Genomic DNA, 14091 nt, shown 5'->3' with positions numbered 1-14091 from the left:
ATACCGATCCGCCTCTGTGCCATGCCCGTGCCATCAGGCAGCATGTCCTGCATGTCCGTACTGACGCGCGACGAAGCGCAGACCCGAGCAGGGCTCCTCGACGTCCACCGCTACACGATCGAACTCGACCTGACCACCGGGGACGAGACCTTCGACTCCCGCACTCTGATCAGGTTCGGCGCCCGCGCGGACGGGGACACCTTCGTCGAGGTCAAGCCCGCCGAGCTGCGCTCCGTCACCCTCGACGGACAACCCCTGGACCCGGAAACCCTCGACGGCAACCGGCTGCCCCTGAAGAACCTCACCGCCGGCGAACACGAACTGCGCGTGCACGCGCGCATGCGCTACTCCCGCACCGGCGAGGGCATGCACCGCTTCACCGACCCCACCGACGGCGAGACCTACGTCTACACCCAGTTGTTCATGGAGGACGTCCAGCGCGTCTTCGCCGCCTTCGACCAACCCGACCTCAAAGCCGTCTTCGAACTGTCCGTGACGGCCCCGCAGGGCTGGACCGTCCTCGCCAACGGCATCACCGAACACACCGGCGACGGCCTCTGGAAGGCCGCCGCCACCCCGCTGATCTCCACCTACCTCGTCGCCGTCGCCGCCGGCCCCTGGCACTCCGTGCGCACCGAACACCGCGGCCTGCCCTTCGGCCTGCACTGCCGCCGCTCGCTGGCCCCCTACCTGGACACCGACGCCGACGAACTCCTCGACGTCACGCGCGCGTGCTTCGACCGCTACCACGAGAAGTTCGACGAGCCGTACCCCTTCGACTCCTACGACCAGGCCTTCGTCCCCGAGTTCAACGCCGGCGCCATGGAGAACCCCGGCCTGGTCACCTTCCGCGACGAGTTCGTCTACCGCTCCGCCGTCACCGACACCGAGCGCCAGACCCGCGCCATGGTCGTCGCCCACGAGATGGCCCACATGTGGTTCGGCGACCTCGTCACCCTCAAGTGGTGGGACGACATCTGGCTGAACGAGTCCTTCGCCGAGTACATGGGCTACCAGACCCTCACCGAGGCCACCCGCTTCACCGACACGTGGACCGACTTCGGCGTCAACCGCAAGGCCTGGGGCTACGACGCCGACCAGCGCCCCTCCACCCACCCCGTCGCCCCCGAGGCCGTCGACGACACCGCCTCCGCGCTGCTCAACTTCGACGGCATCTCCTACGCCAAGGGCGCCAGCGCACTGCGACAGCTGGTCACCTGGCTCGGCGAGAAGGACTTCCTGGCCGGCATCAACACCCACTTCGCCCGCCACAAGTTCGGCAACGCCACCCTCGCCGACTTCATCGACTCCCTCGCCGACGCCACCGAACGCGACGTCCACGCCTGGGCCGACGCCTGGCTGCGCACCACCGGCGTCGACACCCTCACCCCGCGCATCACCCCCGGCGAGAACGGCACCTGCTCGCTCACCGTCGACCGCACCGGCAGCCGCCGGCACCGCATCGCCGCCGGCCTGTACGACCGGGACCTCGGCGACGACGGCAGGCAACTCGTCCTGCGGACACGCCTCCACCTCGACCTGCCGCACACCGAAGCCCGCCCCATCGGCAAGCGCCCCGCGCTGCTCCTCCTCAACGACGGCGACCTCAGCTACGCCAAGGTCCGCTTCGACCCCGAGTCCTTCGAGACCATCCGCAAGGACCTGTCCGGCCTGCCCGAACCGCTCACCCGCGCGGTCGTCTGGAACGCCCTGCGCGACGCCGTCCGCGACGGCGAACTGGCGCCCGCCGCCTACCTGGAGACCGCCCGGGCCCACCTCCCGCTGGAGACCGACCTCGCGATCGTCCAGGGCGTGCTCGCCTTCGCGTCCACATACATCACCGACCGCTACGTCACGCCCGAGGAACGGCCCGCCGCGCTCGCCACGCTCTCCGAGCTGTGCCGCGACCTCATCCGCCGCACCGAGGACGGCGACAACCCCGGCCTGCGCCTGATCGCCGTACGCCACCGCATCGACGTCACCGCCCACCCGGACACCATCGCCGCCTGGCTCGCCGACGGCACCGTGCCCGGCGGCCCGGAGCTCGACCCCGAACTGCGCTGGCGCGTCCTGGGCCGGCTCGCCGCCCTGGGCGCCACCGACGAGGCCGCCATCGCCGCCGAACTCGAACGCGACCCGAGCGCCACCGGCCTGGAGGGCGCCACCCGCTGCCGGGCCGCCCTGCCCGACGCGGAGGCCAAGGCCCGCGCCTGGGAGTCGATGTTCGGCTCCGACGACCTGTCCAACTACCTGTTCACCGCCACCGCCCAGGGCTTCTGGCAGCCCGAACAGGCCGACCTGGTCCGCGCGTACGTGCCGCGCTACTACACGGACGCGGTCGCCCTCGCCGGCCGCCGCGGCCCCGCCATCGCCGAAGCCGCCGGCCGCTGGGCCTTCCCCGCCGACAACGTCGACCCCGAAAACCTCCGCCTCGGCGAGGAGTGCCTGCGGGACGCCGCACCGATCCCGGCGCTGCGCCGTAAACTCCTCGACCAACTCGACGACCTGGCACGGGCGTTGCGCGTCCGCCAGGGCAAGGAGGTCTAGGACCCGCGACGTAGGGCGCGGGCGGGGCGACTGGTCCCTTCCGACGATGCGGCGGGCCGGTCGCCCTTCATAGCCTCGGGCGGACAAGGACGATCAAGCCCGAGGAGCCCTTCGTGATAGCAGTGACCGGTCCCACCGGAAACGTCGGCCGTGCCCTGGTCGAACGCCTCGCCGCCGCCGGACAGCCCGTGCGGGCGCTCACCCGCGACCCGGAGCGCGCCCGCCTGCCCGCGGGCACCGAGACGGTACGGCTCAGCCTCGACGAGCCGGCCGCCCAGTTCGACGGCGCCACCAAGCTGTTCCTGTACGTCCAGGCGGGCGGCGACCGTACGGCCGCCCTCCTGGACGCGGCCCGTGCCGCCGGAGTGCGTCACGTGGTCCTGCTGTCCTCCGGGATCATCGGCTCGGGCGCCGACGAGACCCACCCCATCCACGTCATGCACGCCACCGCCGAGCAGCAGGTCCGCGACAGCGGCCTGGAGTGGACCTTCCTGCGCCCCAACGCGTTCGCCGCCAACGCCTTCCAGTGGGCCCCGCAGATCCGCAGCGGCGACACCGTCCGGGGCATCTTCGCCGACGGGCAGTCCGCCCCCATCCACGAGGACGACATCGCCGCCGTCGCCGAACGCGCCCTCCTCGACGACGGCCACGAGGGCGCGGCCCACCGCCTCACCGGGCCCGAGGCGATCACCAACGCCGGGCAGGTCGCGGCGATCGGCCGGGCCCTCGGCCGCGAGCTGCGCTTCACCGAGATCTCACCGGACGAGGCGGGCCCCGAACTGTTCCCGCACGTCCCGCCGGGCATGCTCCAGGCCCTGCTGGACACCTTCGCCGCATCGGTCGGCACACCACCGGAAATCACCGGCACGGTAGGGGAGATCACCGGCAGGCCGGCCCGCCCCTTCGCGGTCTGGGCCGAGGACCACGTGGACGACTTCAAGGGCTGAGACGGTCCGGAACCCTTTCACGGGTTCCCCCGGACGGAAGTACCTCCGTCCGGTCCTCCCGTACGGAAGTACCTCCATCAGGTTTCCCGTAAGGAAGTACCTCCGTACGGGTCCGGTCGTTGGGCTATTCGGGCGCGTCGCCCCGCTCCCGGAGGAACGCCCATGCGCACGTCACCCCTCGCCTCAGGCCCCGAAGGCCCGCGCGCCCTGCGGCCGCTGCTCGACACCGTGCTCCAGGCACTGGACGCCGGCGCCCGGGCCCGCGGCGGACCGCTGCCGGCGGGCGGGCCGGAGGCGGTCGCGGCGCGCCTGCGCCAGGCGGTGGGGGAGGTGCTCCCCGACCAGGGCGACCCGCACGCCCCGCGCACCCTCATCCGCGCCTTCGTCGAAGGCGCCGCCGACCCGGCACACCCCCTGTGCGCCGCCCACCTCCACTGCCCGCCCCTGGCCATCGCCGCAGCAGCCGACCTCGCCGCCTCCGCCCTCAACCCCTCCCTCGACTCCTGGGACCAGGCCCCGGCGGCATCGGAACTGGAGACACTCGTCGCGGGGGCACTGGCCACCGAGATCTACGGGCCCGGCACAGCCCCGGGCACGGCCCCCGACTCCCTGATCACCACCGGCGGCACCGAGTCCAACCAGCTCGCCCTCCTCCTCGCACGAGAGGCGTACGGCCACTCCGTGCGGCTCGTGTGCGGAGCGAACGCCCACCACTCGCTCCCGCGAGCCGCCTGGCTGCTCGGACTGCCCGACCCCGTCGTCGTACCCGCCCCGGCCGGCACGCTCCACCCCGCCGCCCTCGACGAGGCCCTCTCCCGCCTGCCCGGCCCCCTGCTCGTCGCCGCCACCGCCGGCACCACCGACGCCGGACTCATCGACCCCCTGCCCGAGATCGCCGCCGCCTGCGCGGCCCACGGCGCCCGGCTGCATATCGACGCCGCCTACGGCGGAGGCCTCCTCTTCAGCGACCGCCACCGCACCCGGCTCACCGGGCTCGACGCCGCCGACACCGTCACCCTCGACCTGCACAAACTCGGCTGGCAGCCGGTCGCCGCCGGCCTGTTGGCCGTCAAGGACCGGCGCGACCTCACCGCCCTGCGGCACCGCGCCGACTACCTCAACGCCGCCGACGACACCGAAGCAGGCCTGCCGGACCTGCTCGGCCGGTCCCTGCGCACCACCCGCCGCCCCGACGTCCTCAAACTCGCCGTCACCCTCAAGACCCTCGGCCGCAGCGGCCTCGGCACGCTCGTCGACCGCGTCTGCGCCCGGGCCCGCGAGTTCGCCGTCCTCGTCGACGAGCACCCCGGCCTCGAACTCCACGCCCGGCCTTCCATCAGCACGGTCCTCTTCCGGCCCGCGGGCGCCACCGACGACACCGTCGCCGCCGTACGCCGCGCGCTCCTCACCGACGGCCGCGCCGTCCTCGGCCGGGCCCGCCTCGACGGCCGGCTCTGGCTCAAGGCCACCCTCCTCAACCCCGCCACCGGGCCCGCCGACCTGGCCGCGCTACTGCACCTCGTGACAGCGCGGCCAGCGACACTCGTGGAAGGACACACCCCCCGATGAACCCCGCACAGACCCCCGGCCCCGACGCCCCCCGCGACCTGGTCGGCATCGGCATCGGCCCGTTCAACCTGTCCCTCGCCGCGCTCGCCCACCCGCTCGGCACACTCGACACCGCCTTCTACGAGCAGCGCCCCGCCTTCGGCTGGCACTCCGGCCTGCTCATCGAAGGCGCCACGATCCAAGTGCCGTTCCTCGCCGACCTGGTGAGCCTCGCCGACCCCACCAGCCCCTGGACCTTCCTCAACTACCTCAGGTCCCGCGAACGCCTGTTCCCCTTCTACTTCGCCGAGCGCTTCCACATCCAGCGCGCCGAGTACGACGCCTACTGCCGCTGGGTCTGCGACAACCTCCCGGCGCTGCACTTCGGCCACCAGGTCGACGCCGTCCGCTGGAACCCCGAACAGGACCTCTTCGAGGTCGACTTCACCCAGCTCGACCTCGACGGAGAAGCCGAGGCCCTCGGCCGCACCTACGCGCGCAACGTCGTCCTCGGCATCGGCACCGAACCCTACGTCCCCGACCCCCTCAAGCCCCTCGTCGAAGCCCCCGGCGTACCCGTCGTGCACGCCGCCGACTACCTCCACCACCGCGCCGCGCTCCTCGCCGCCGAGCACGTCACCGTCGTGGGCATCGGACAGACCGGCGCCGAGATCTTCCTCGACCTGCTGCGGGCCAGGCCCGCCGGACGCGAGAAGCTCCACTGGCTGGGCCGCACCGAGGCCTTCGCCCCCATGGAGTACTCCAAGCTCGGCCTGGAGCACTTCACCCCCGACCACACCCGCTACTTCCACGCCCTGCCCGAATCCGCCCGCGACCGGCTCGTCGCCGGCCAGTGGCAACTGCACCAGGGCATCGACGCCGCCACCATCGCCGCCATCCACGAGGAGCTGTACCGCCGCACCCTGCACGGCGGCTGGCCCGACGCCGTCCTCACCCCCGGCGTCCGCGTGCGCACCGCCGGCCGCGTCGCCACGACCAAGGTCGAACTGCACCTCGAACACGGCCCGCAGGACAGCCGCTCCCGCCTCACCACCGACGCAGTCGTCCTCGCCACCGGCTACCGCGAACGCCCCCTCGACCGCATCCTCGCCGGCCTCGACCCCTACATGCGCCGCGACAGCCGGGAGCGTCCGCGCATCGACGAGGACTACCGCCTCGTCCTCGACCCGTCCGTCACCGGCACGGTGTACGTCCAGAACGCCGAGACCCACACACACGGCGTCGGCACCCCGGACCTCGGCCTCGCCGCCTGGCGCAGCGCGATCATCCTCAACTCCCTGACGGGCAGGGAGGCCTACGCGCTCCCGCGCCGCACCGCCTTCACCACCTTCGGCCTCACCCAGCGCCGACAGGTCCCGCCGCCCCGCGAGGCACCGGCACTCACCCCACTCGTCGACGACCGAAGGTGATGAAACACGCGGCTCAGAAGACGGGCGTGCCGTTCCGCGTGAGCTTCCAGTCCACCGCCGCGAACCCGGCCGGATCGATGGACCCCTTCGCCTTCACCCAGGCGATCATGGTGTTGCGGATCTCCTCCGAGTTCGACCACAGCACCGGGGCGGCGGCCACATGCGGGAAGTTGCCGCCCCCGTTGGCCCGGTAGTTGTTCACCGCGAACACGAACTGCGCGTCGTCCGCGAGCGGCCGCCCCTCGAACCGCACGTCCGTCACCCGCGAACCGGCCGGCTTCGCGATGTCGATCTCGTACGACAGCCCGCTCACCACGTCGTAGTTGTAGTCCGGCGTGCCGTTCGCGTTCGTCAGCTTCGCCGGATCCACCGGAGCGTCCGGCGCCGTCTGCACGTAGTAGTTCGCCGAGAACTCCAGGTACGCCTTCATCTGCGCACCCGTCATCAGACGCGCCTCCAGCGTGTTCTCGAAGACGTACAGACCCGCCACGTCCCGGATCGTCACCTCACCCGCCGGGATCCGGGCGGACCGCGAGAAGCACGCCGCCTGCGACAGCACCGGCAGCGCGGCGTGCTCCGTGCCCGCCAGGGCCTGCTTCACCGTGTCCGCCTGGATGTGGTTGATCAGATCGATGATCGGCACGTCCTTGTACGGCGCCTCCGCCGACGTCATCTCCGCCGCGTTCGTGCCGATGACCTGGTTGACGTACGCCACGACCTTCTCGTGCTCGTCCATGAGCAGCTTCGTGATCTTCGGGTCCTCCTCCACCGTGTTGGAGTTCAGCACCCGCGCGCCCACCTTCTCCACCGTCCAGCGGCCCTTGGCCCACACCAGCTCGAAGTCGAAGAGCGTCAGCCGCTGACCCCACTTGAGAGGCTCCGACAGCACGACCCGCTTGCCGGTCTCCTTGTTGGTGACGAAGTACTCGGGGATCTCCGTGTGCGCGTGCCCCACCAGGATCGCGTCGATGCCCGGCACCTGCTCGGCCACCAGAGCGGCTGCGTTCTCGACGTACGGCAGCTGGTCACCGTAGGACGACGTCCCCGACGAACCACTGTGCGCCGACACGATGACGACGTCCGCGCCCATCGACCGCAGCTTCGGCACCCACTTCGCCGCCTGCTCCTCCAGACCCGGGAACGTCATCTTCCCCTGCACGTTCGCCTTGTCCCAGATCGCGATGCCCGGATTCGTCAGACCCAGCACCGCCACCTTCACGTCCCGCCCGCACGGCGTACGCAGCCGGTGCATGCTGTAGGGCGCGAACGCGGGCCGCAGCGTCTTCGCGTCCAGCGCGTTCGCACCCAGCAACGGGAAACGGCACTGCTGCTCGAACTTCCGCAGCACCGGGATGCCGTAGTTGAACTCGTGGTTGCCGAGCGCCGCCGCGTCATAGCCCATGGCGTTCATGGCCTGCGCCATCGGGTGCACCGGGCCGCCCTCGGCCGTGATCGGGTCGACCTTCGCGTAGTAGTACGACAACTGCGTGCCCTGGATGGTGTCGCCCGCGTCGATCAGCAGCGTGTTGCGGCGGCCCTTCTCCGCACGGACGCGGTTCACCAGGGTCGAGACCTTGGCGAGCCCGACGTCGTTGTGGTCCTTGTCGTCGAACTCCTTGTCCGTGAAGTAGTCCCAGTTGAAGACGTTGCCGTGCAGGTCCGTCGTCCCCAGCACGGTGAAGGCGTACCGCTTGGCGCCGCGCTTCACCTCGGCCGCCTGCGCACCCGGCGACCCGACCGCACCGGCCAGCGCCACCCCCGCCCCGGTCACGGCGGACTTCCCCAGGAACTTCCGGCGGTTCAACGGCATGTCTGGCACCCCTCGCGGAATCTGTGAACGACGCGCGTAGATAACGCGCGTAGATTCTGACCCGGACATGACCGAACGCAACAGTCCCCCCAGGTTGCGATCTGATGACTCGTCCCACCGGCTCCACGCCTTTGGCCAGGAAAGACGTGACAGAGTGGGGCGTATGACCGCCCCCACGTCAGACGCCTCCCAGCCCGCCGTCCCCTACGGCACGCCCGACGCCCCCCGCATCGCCGTCCGCGGTGAAGCCCGCCTCGAAGTCGACCCCGAGATCGCCCGCATAGGCATCACCGTCGCCGCCCGCGGCCGCGACCGCCGCTCCGCCCTCGACGACCTCACCCGCCGCAACGCCGGCGTCCTCGACCTCGTCAAGTCCTACGGAGACGCCGTCGAACGCCTGGAGACCGGCGCCTTCTCCATCACCCCCGAACTCACCAAACACGGCCGAGGCGAACGAGTCCGCACCTACCACGGCACCGTCCACGTCACCGCCGAACTCACCGACTTCACCGCCCTCGGCGAACTCACCACCCGACTCGCCGACCTCGAACTCACCCGCGTCGACGGCCCCTGGTGGTCCCTGCGCCCCGACTCACCCGCCCACCGCGAAGCCCGCAAGAAAGCGGTACGAGGAGCCGTCCAGCGCGCCCGCGAATACGCCGAGGCACTCGGCACCACCCTCTCCGCCCTGGTCGAACTCGCCGACATCGGCGCCGAGAGCGCACCCCCGGCCTACCCCCAGGCCCCCGGCCGCGCCCGCTCCGCCGCCTACGGCGCCGCCGCCGAGAACACCCCCGCGGCCCCCCTCGACCTCGAACCCCAGCGCCAACGGGTCCACGCCCAGATCAACGCCCGCTTCACCATGGTGCCACCGGAGCTCTAGCCGGCCCCTTTTCCGAAAACCCGACCGAATTCCCCCGGGGTGCTCATCGGAGCACCCCGCCGCACAATTCAACACTTGTCAATAACGTTTCATGCAAAGTCTGTTGAGCAGTCACTCACGACCAATTCTCTACCGGTGGGTAACTCATAGGCTCAGACCATGCGCCGAGCAAAAATCGTCTGCACACTGGGCCCCGCCACCGACTCCTACGACCAGATCAAAGCCCTGGTCGACGCCGGAATGGACGTAGCCCGCCTCAACCTCAGCCACGGCGAACACGCCGAACACGAGGAGCGCTACCACCGGGTACGAAAAGCCGCCGACGAAACCGGCCGCAGCGTCGGAGTCCTCGCCGACCTTCAAGGCCCGAAAATCCGCCTCGGCCGCTTCACCGAAGGCCCCGTACTCCTCGAACGCGGCGACACCTTCACCATCACCGTCGAAGAAGGCACCGAAGGCGACCGCACCATCTGCGGCACCACCTACGCCGGCCTCGCCGACGACGTCACCCCCGGCGAACGCATCCTCGTCGACGACGGCAAGGTCTGCCTCGAAGTCACCCAGGTCGACGGCCCCCGCGTCCACACCACCGTCGTCGAGGGCGGCGTCATCTCCGACCACAAAGGCCTCAACCTCCCCGGCGTCGCCGTCTCCGTCCCCGCCCTGTCCAAGAAGGACGAGGCCGACCTCCGCTGGGCCCTGCGCACCGGCGCCGACGTCATCGCCCTCTCCTTCGTCCGCACCGGCCGCGACATCCAGGACGTCCACCGCATCATGGACGACGAAGGCCGCCGGCTCCCCGTCATCGCCAAGGTCGAAAAACCCCAGGCCGTCGAGAACATCGACGACATCGTCGCGGCGTTCGACGGCATCATGGTCGCCCGCGGAGACCTCGGCGTCGAAATGCCACTGGAACAGGTCCCCATCGTCCAGAAACGCGCGATCAAACTGGCCAAACGCAACGCCAAACCGGTCATCGTCGCCACGCAAATGCTCGACTCCATGATCGACAACGCCCGCCCGACCCGAGCCGAAGCCTCCGACGTCGCCAACGCGGTCATCGACGGCACGGACGCCGTCATGCTCTCCGGCGAAACCAGCGTCGGCAGACACGCCATCGAAACGGTCAGCACCATGGCCCGCATCGTCGAAGCGGCGGAGGAAGACATCCTCGCCAAGGGCCTCCCGCCCCTCACCGAGCGCAACAAACCCCGCACCCAGGGCGGCGCGGTAGCCCGAGCGGCGGCGGAAATGGGCGACTTCCTGGGCGCCCGCTTCCTGGTCGCCTTCACCCAATCCGGCGACACGGCCCGCCGCCTCTCCCGCTACCGCTCCCCGATCCCCCTCCTCGCCTTCACCCCCGACCAGGCCACCCGCTCCCAGCTCAGCCTCACCTGGGGCGTCGAGACGTTCCTCGGCCCGGAGGTCGGCTCGACGGACGCGATGGTCGACCAGGTCGACGAACTGCTGCTCCGCTACGGCCGCTGCCAGAAGGGCGACACGGTCGTCATCACGGCGGGCTCGCCCCCCGGCGTCTCCGGCTCGACGAACATGGTCCGAGTCCACCACATCGGCGAGGACGACAGCCCGAAGTAGGGCGCCGTCAGTACTTGGGGCCTACGTGGGCGTCCATGAGGGCTATGGAGGCTTTGCGGGCGATGGAGACGTTGCATGCGTTTGCCTGTTTCCACAGGACGCCGACCTGGTCGAGGGTCGTGGTGAAGAGTCGGATGATGTCGGCTGAGCGGTTCGTGAAGAAGTACCGGGGATATTCGTAGCGCTTCCGTTCACCGCCGACGAGCCGAGTGGTCCAGTTGGTTACCCGGCAGCCGTCGGAGTGGATGAGGCCGCGAATGAACTCCCAAGGGTGGGCGTCGACGATCGCCTGCTGCCAGGGTTCGAGTGCGATACGTCGCTCGTGCTTCTTGCCGGGGCCGTGCTGGGGGAAGAGGTACGGCCAGTGCTTGCTGTAGCTGACCACTGAGACGTAGCCCTGCGCCTGGACGCGGTTGGCACGCCCGGTTGGGTTGATGGCGCGCATGGCGCTCTCGCAGGCGTCGATCAGACCGGGCCATGAGTTCGCGCACGCGATTCTCAGGTAGTAGCCGACGCCGCGAGGGTGGCCGCTGATGCAGCCATCGCCGAGGTAAAGGCCCAGTAAGTAGGCGTAAACGCAATGGTCGGCAGGGGGCCCGGGGTCTGGAGGCGCCAAGCGTGGCAGCGGCTCGAGGCGGTCCTGCCAGGAGCGGATCGCGGCCCGCGAGATGCCTGTCTCACGGCTCACGGAATTCAGGCTGCGGCCTTGACCGACCAGCGCGAGCGCTCGCTTGCGTGTACTGATGTCGTACATGAAGGCCACTGTGAGGCGGTGATCAGGACGACACGCAGAAAGAAGCGGATGTTCACGAGAACGTGGACATCCGCTTGTAAGCAGTGACCTTGGAATTGAAGGAAAAGTGCCCCGGGTCGGACTCGAACCGACACTGTATGGGTTTTGAATCCATTGCCTGCTGCCAATTGGGCTACCGGGGCCCGGTGAATCGAAGGTTGACCTCGACCCTCCGCCTGACCACCATACCGCAGCTAGGTACGCTCTTGGGAGCAGTACCGGCCTGCCCCTACCAAGGAGCCCACGTGAGCGCCCCCGAGTCGCCCCAGCCTGTTGACGTGCCTGAAGACGACAAGTCGCACGTGCCTCCGATGACGACGCGGGTCGTCATCGCCGAGGACGAGGCCCTGATCCGGCTCGATCTCAAAGAGATGCTGGAGGAGGAGGGGTACACCGTCGTCGGTGAGGCCGGGGACGGGGAGCAGGCGGTGGAGCTGGCCCGTGAGCACCGGCCCGACCTGGTGATCCTGGATGTGAAGATGCCGAAGCTGGACGGTATCTCCGCGGCCGAGAAGATCGCCGAGGAGAGCATCGCGCCGGTGCTGATGCTGACGGCGTTCTCGCAGCGCGATCTGGTGGAGCGGGCCCGGGACGCCGGTGCCATGGCCTACCTGGTGAAGCCGTTCAGCAAGACGGATGTCGTGCCGGCGATCGAGATGGCCGTCTCGCGTTTCACGGAGCTGAAGGAGCTGGAGAAGGAGGTCGCGGACCTCACGCTGCGGCTGGAGACGCGCAAGCTGGTGGACCGTGCCAAGTCGATCCTCCAGACGGAGTACGGGCTGACGGAACCGGCGGCGTTCCGGTGGATCCAGAAGACGTCGATGGACCGGCGGATGTCGATGCAGCAGGTCGCGGAGGCGGTCATCCAGGACGCCGAGGAGAAGAAGTCCAACAAGGGCTGAGAGGGCAGAGCGAGAGGCCCGCCCCCTGCACTTCCGTTCCAGTGGTCGTTGAAACACCCCAGTTCAGGGAACTTCCCAAGAGCACCGGCCTGTCCGTCCACACCCGTGATCACCCGGCCGCTGTCGCCGCCGGAATCAACGGCCGCCCCACGCGAAACGCTCGGCTGGGAAGCCCCGGCCGAGGGTCTGCGCAGACTGCTCGTGGCCTGAGTCCGGCTATGTGCTGACCGCGTGGTATCAGCTGACCGGCCAGGTGCGCTCGGCCGCCCAGGTGCCGAAGCGCTGCCAGCCGATCTCCGGAAAGTCGCGCCGCAGTGCGTCCACGTCCACATCGAGGCCGACCTCGGTGAAGTAGCGGAACATCGCGGCGAGATCGGCCGAGAACGCCTCGACGTGGGCGATCGGCAGCCGCTCGAAGACGATCGGCCGGCCGCATGCGCCGGTCAGGGCTTCCGCGATCTCCAGGCAGGTCAGCTTGTCGGAAGCGATGTCGATGCGCCGACCCGCGAACTCCTGCGGCCGTGCAAGAACATGGGCTGCGAAGGCGCCGATGTCCCGCGCGGGAATCAGCGTCAGCGGCCGGTCGGCCGGCATCGGCAGCACGAACCGACCTGCACGCAGACCCTCGAGCGACCACTCGACCGTGTAGTTGTCCATGAACGCGGCCGGGCCGAGGATCGTCCACGGCACATCCAGTCCTCGCAGGTGCCGCTCGATGCGGTACTTGCTCTCGAAGTGCGGAATGCCCGTGCCGCGGTCGGCGTGCGCTGCCGAGGTGAACACGATGTGCCCGACACCGCGGGCGGCCTCCAGCAGGTCGATGCCCTGGCGGACCTCGGTCTCCGGGTCCGAGCCGAACGGCGTGGACATCGCGAACAATCCGTCGGCGCCCTTCAGGGCGGCCTCCAGCGACTCGCTGTCGTCGAAGTCGGCCGCGTGCACCTCGGCGCCGAGGACCCTCAGCGCGTGTGCGGCGGCCGAGTCGGGAGTGCGGGTCAGGGCCCGGACCTGGAAGCCCTGATCGAGTAGCGAGCGGGCGGCCGCGCCGCCCTGGGCGCCGGTCGCTCCGGCGACGGCCACCACGGGCCGGTAGGATTCCTTCGTCATGCGGTTACCGTACAACGCAGTTACTGCGTTACGCAGATATTTAGGGGTGTGCATGCTGATTGACGATCTCCAGCAGGAGTCCCGCCGCTACCTGGCCTCGTACGTCATGTTCAACCAGGCGGTCGCGGACCATCTCAAGCTGCACCCCACCGACGTCCAGTGCCTCAATCTGCTGACCGCCGAGCCCGGCCCGTTCACCACCGGCCGGATCGCCGAGCTCACCGGTCTGACCAGCGGATCGGCGACCCGGCTGGTCGACCGTCTCGAGAAGGCCGGTTACGTTGTCCGGCACCGTGACAAGACCGACCGCCGCCGGGTCCGGGTGGAGCCTGTCCCGGAGGCGATGCGGGATCTCATGGAGCTGTGGTCCGAGCTGAGCCAGGGATGGCGGGCGATGTTCGCCGACTACACCGAGGACGAGCGCGCCCTGTTGTACCGGCACATGCAGCGCACCGTTGAACTCTCCCGGCAGCAGATCGCCCGCCTGCGCGACAAGGAATGACCGCCGCCCACGCAGAACGCTCGGCC

The 14091-nt window shown here is 69.9% G+C and carries 11 protein-coding genes and 1 tRNA gene; 8 read left to right on the top strand and 4 right to left on the bottom strand.

Annotated elements, in window-relative coordinates:
* The first annotated feature begins 51 nt into the window (after nt 1–51).
* The 4 genes from pepN to QF034_RS09950 all read left to right on the top strand — a co-directional run bounded on the left by pepN (nt 52) and on the right by QF034_RS09950 (nt 6472).
* Nucleotides 52–2547 (top strand): aminopeptidase N, encoded by a 2496-nt coding sequence (gene pepN / locus QF034_RS09965; protein WP_307174591.1) that lies wholly within the window; start codon nt 52–54, stop codon nt 2545–2547.
* A 113-nt stretch (nt 2548–2660) separates the two neighbouring features.
* Nucleotides 2661–3494 carry an NAD(P)H-binding protein gene (locus QF034_RS09960; protein ID WP_307174590.1) on the top strand — a complete coding sequence of 278 codons (834 nt, stop codon included), beginning with the start codon at nt 2661–2663 and terminating at the stop codon, nt 3492–3494.
* Between the two features lie 162 nt (nt 3495–3656).
* On the top strand, nt 3657–5063 hold the full coding sequence (locus tag QF034_RS09955; protein WP_307174589.1) for a pyridoxal phosphate-dependent decarboxylase family protein: 1407 nt from the start codon (nt 3657–3659) through the stop codon (nt 5061–5063).
* The gene (locus QF034_RS09950) at nt 5060–6472 is read left to right on the top strand and encodes a lysine N(6)-hydroxylase/L-ornithine N(5)-oxygenase family protein (RefSeq protein ID WP_307174588.1); all 1413 of its coding nucleotides are present in this window, start codon (nt 5060–5062) and stop codon (nt 6470–6472) included. The genes QF034_RS09955 and QF034_RS09950 overlap by 4 nt, the downstream gene beginning before the upstream one ends.
* 13 nt (nt 6473–6485) lie before the next feature.
* Here the strand turns inward: QF034_RS09950 and QF034_RS09945 are convergent, their stop codons facing one another.
* Entirely contained in the window at nt 6486–8282 is a 1797-nt protein-coding gene (locus tag QF034_RS09945) for a bifunctional metallophosphatase/5'-nucleotidase (RefSeq protein ID WP_307174587.1), read from the bottom strand.
* 163 nt (nt 8283–8445) lie between these two features.
* Between QF034_RS09945 and QF034_RS09940 the strand changes: the two genes are divergently transcribed.
* Together QF034_RS09940 and pyk are read left to right on the top strand one after the other, a co-directional pair.
* Complete coding sequence (locus tag QF034_RS09940) at nt 8446–9165, top strand: SIMPL domain-containing protein (RefSeq protein ID WP_307174586.1); 720 nt, start codon at nt 8446–8448, stop codon at nt 9163–9165.
* 159 nt (nt 9166–9324) lie between these two features.
* A complete protein-coding gene (gene pyk / locus QF034_RS09935; RefSeq protein WP_307174585.1) occupies nt 9325–10761 on the top strand; it encodes a pyruvate kinase in 1437 nt (478 codons plus the stop codon).
* Between the two features lie 7 nt (nt 10762–10768).
* Here the strand turns inward: pyk and QF034_RS09930 are convergent, their stop codons facing one another.
* Together QF034_RS09930 and QF034_RS09925 are read right to left on the bottom strand one after the other, a co-directional pair.
* Nucleotides 10769–11515 (bottom strand): helix-turn-helix domain-containing protein, encoded by a 747-nt coding sequence (locus QF034_RS09930; RefSeq protein ID WP_307174584.1) that lies wholly within the window; start codon nt 11513–11515, stop codon nt 10769–10771.
* Nucleotides 11516–11622: 107 nt separating this feature from the next.
* A tRNA-Leu gene (locus QF034_RS09925) sits at nt 11623–11697 on the bottom strand.
* Nucleotides 11698–11799: 102 nt separating this feature from the next.
* Here QF034_RS09925 and QF034_RS09920 point away from each other — a divergent pair.
* Nucleotides 11800–12456, top strand: a complete 657-nt coding sequence (locus tag QF034_RS09920) for an ANTAR domain-containing response regulator (RefSeq protein ID WP_037668151.1) — start codon at nt 11800–11802, stop codon at nt 12454–12456.
* A gap of 237 nt (nt 12457–12693) precedes the next feature.
* Here the strand turns inward: QF034_RS09920 and QF034_RS09915 are convergent, their stop codons facing one another.
* A complete protein-coding gene (locus QF034_RS09915; protein WP_307174583.1) occupies nt 12694–13563 on the bottom strand; it encodes an NmrA/HSCARG family protein in 870 nt (289 codons plus the stop codon).
* 52 nt (nt 13564–13615) lie between these two features.
* Here QF034_RS09915 and QF034_RS09910 point away from each other — a divergent pair, with 52 nt between their 5' ends.
* Complete coding sequence (locus QF034_RS09910; RefSeq protein WP_307174582.1) at nt 13616–14065, top strand: MarR family winged helix-turn-helix transcriptional regulator; 450 nt, start codon at nt 13616–13618, stop codon at nt 14063–14065.
* Nucleotides 14066–14091: the final 26 nt, after the last annotated feature.

The sequence above is a fragment of the Streptomyces africanus genome, assembly GCF_030816955.1.
Taxonomy (GTDB): domain Bacteria; phylum Actinomycetota; class Actinomycetes; order Streptomycetales; family Streptomycetaceae; genus Streptomyces; species Streptomyces africanus.
Note: the sequence above shows the minus strand (reverse complement) of the source record. Positions and strands in the feature narration are given on the sequence as shown.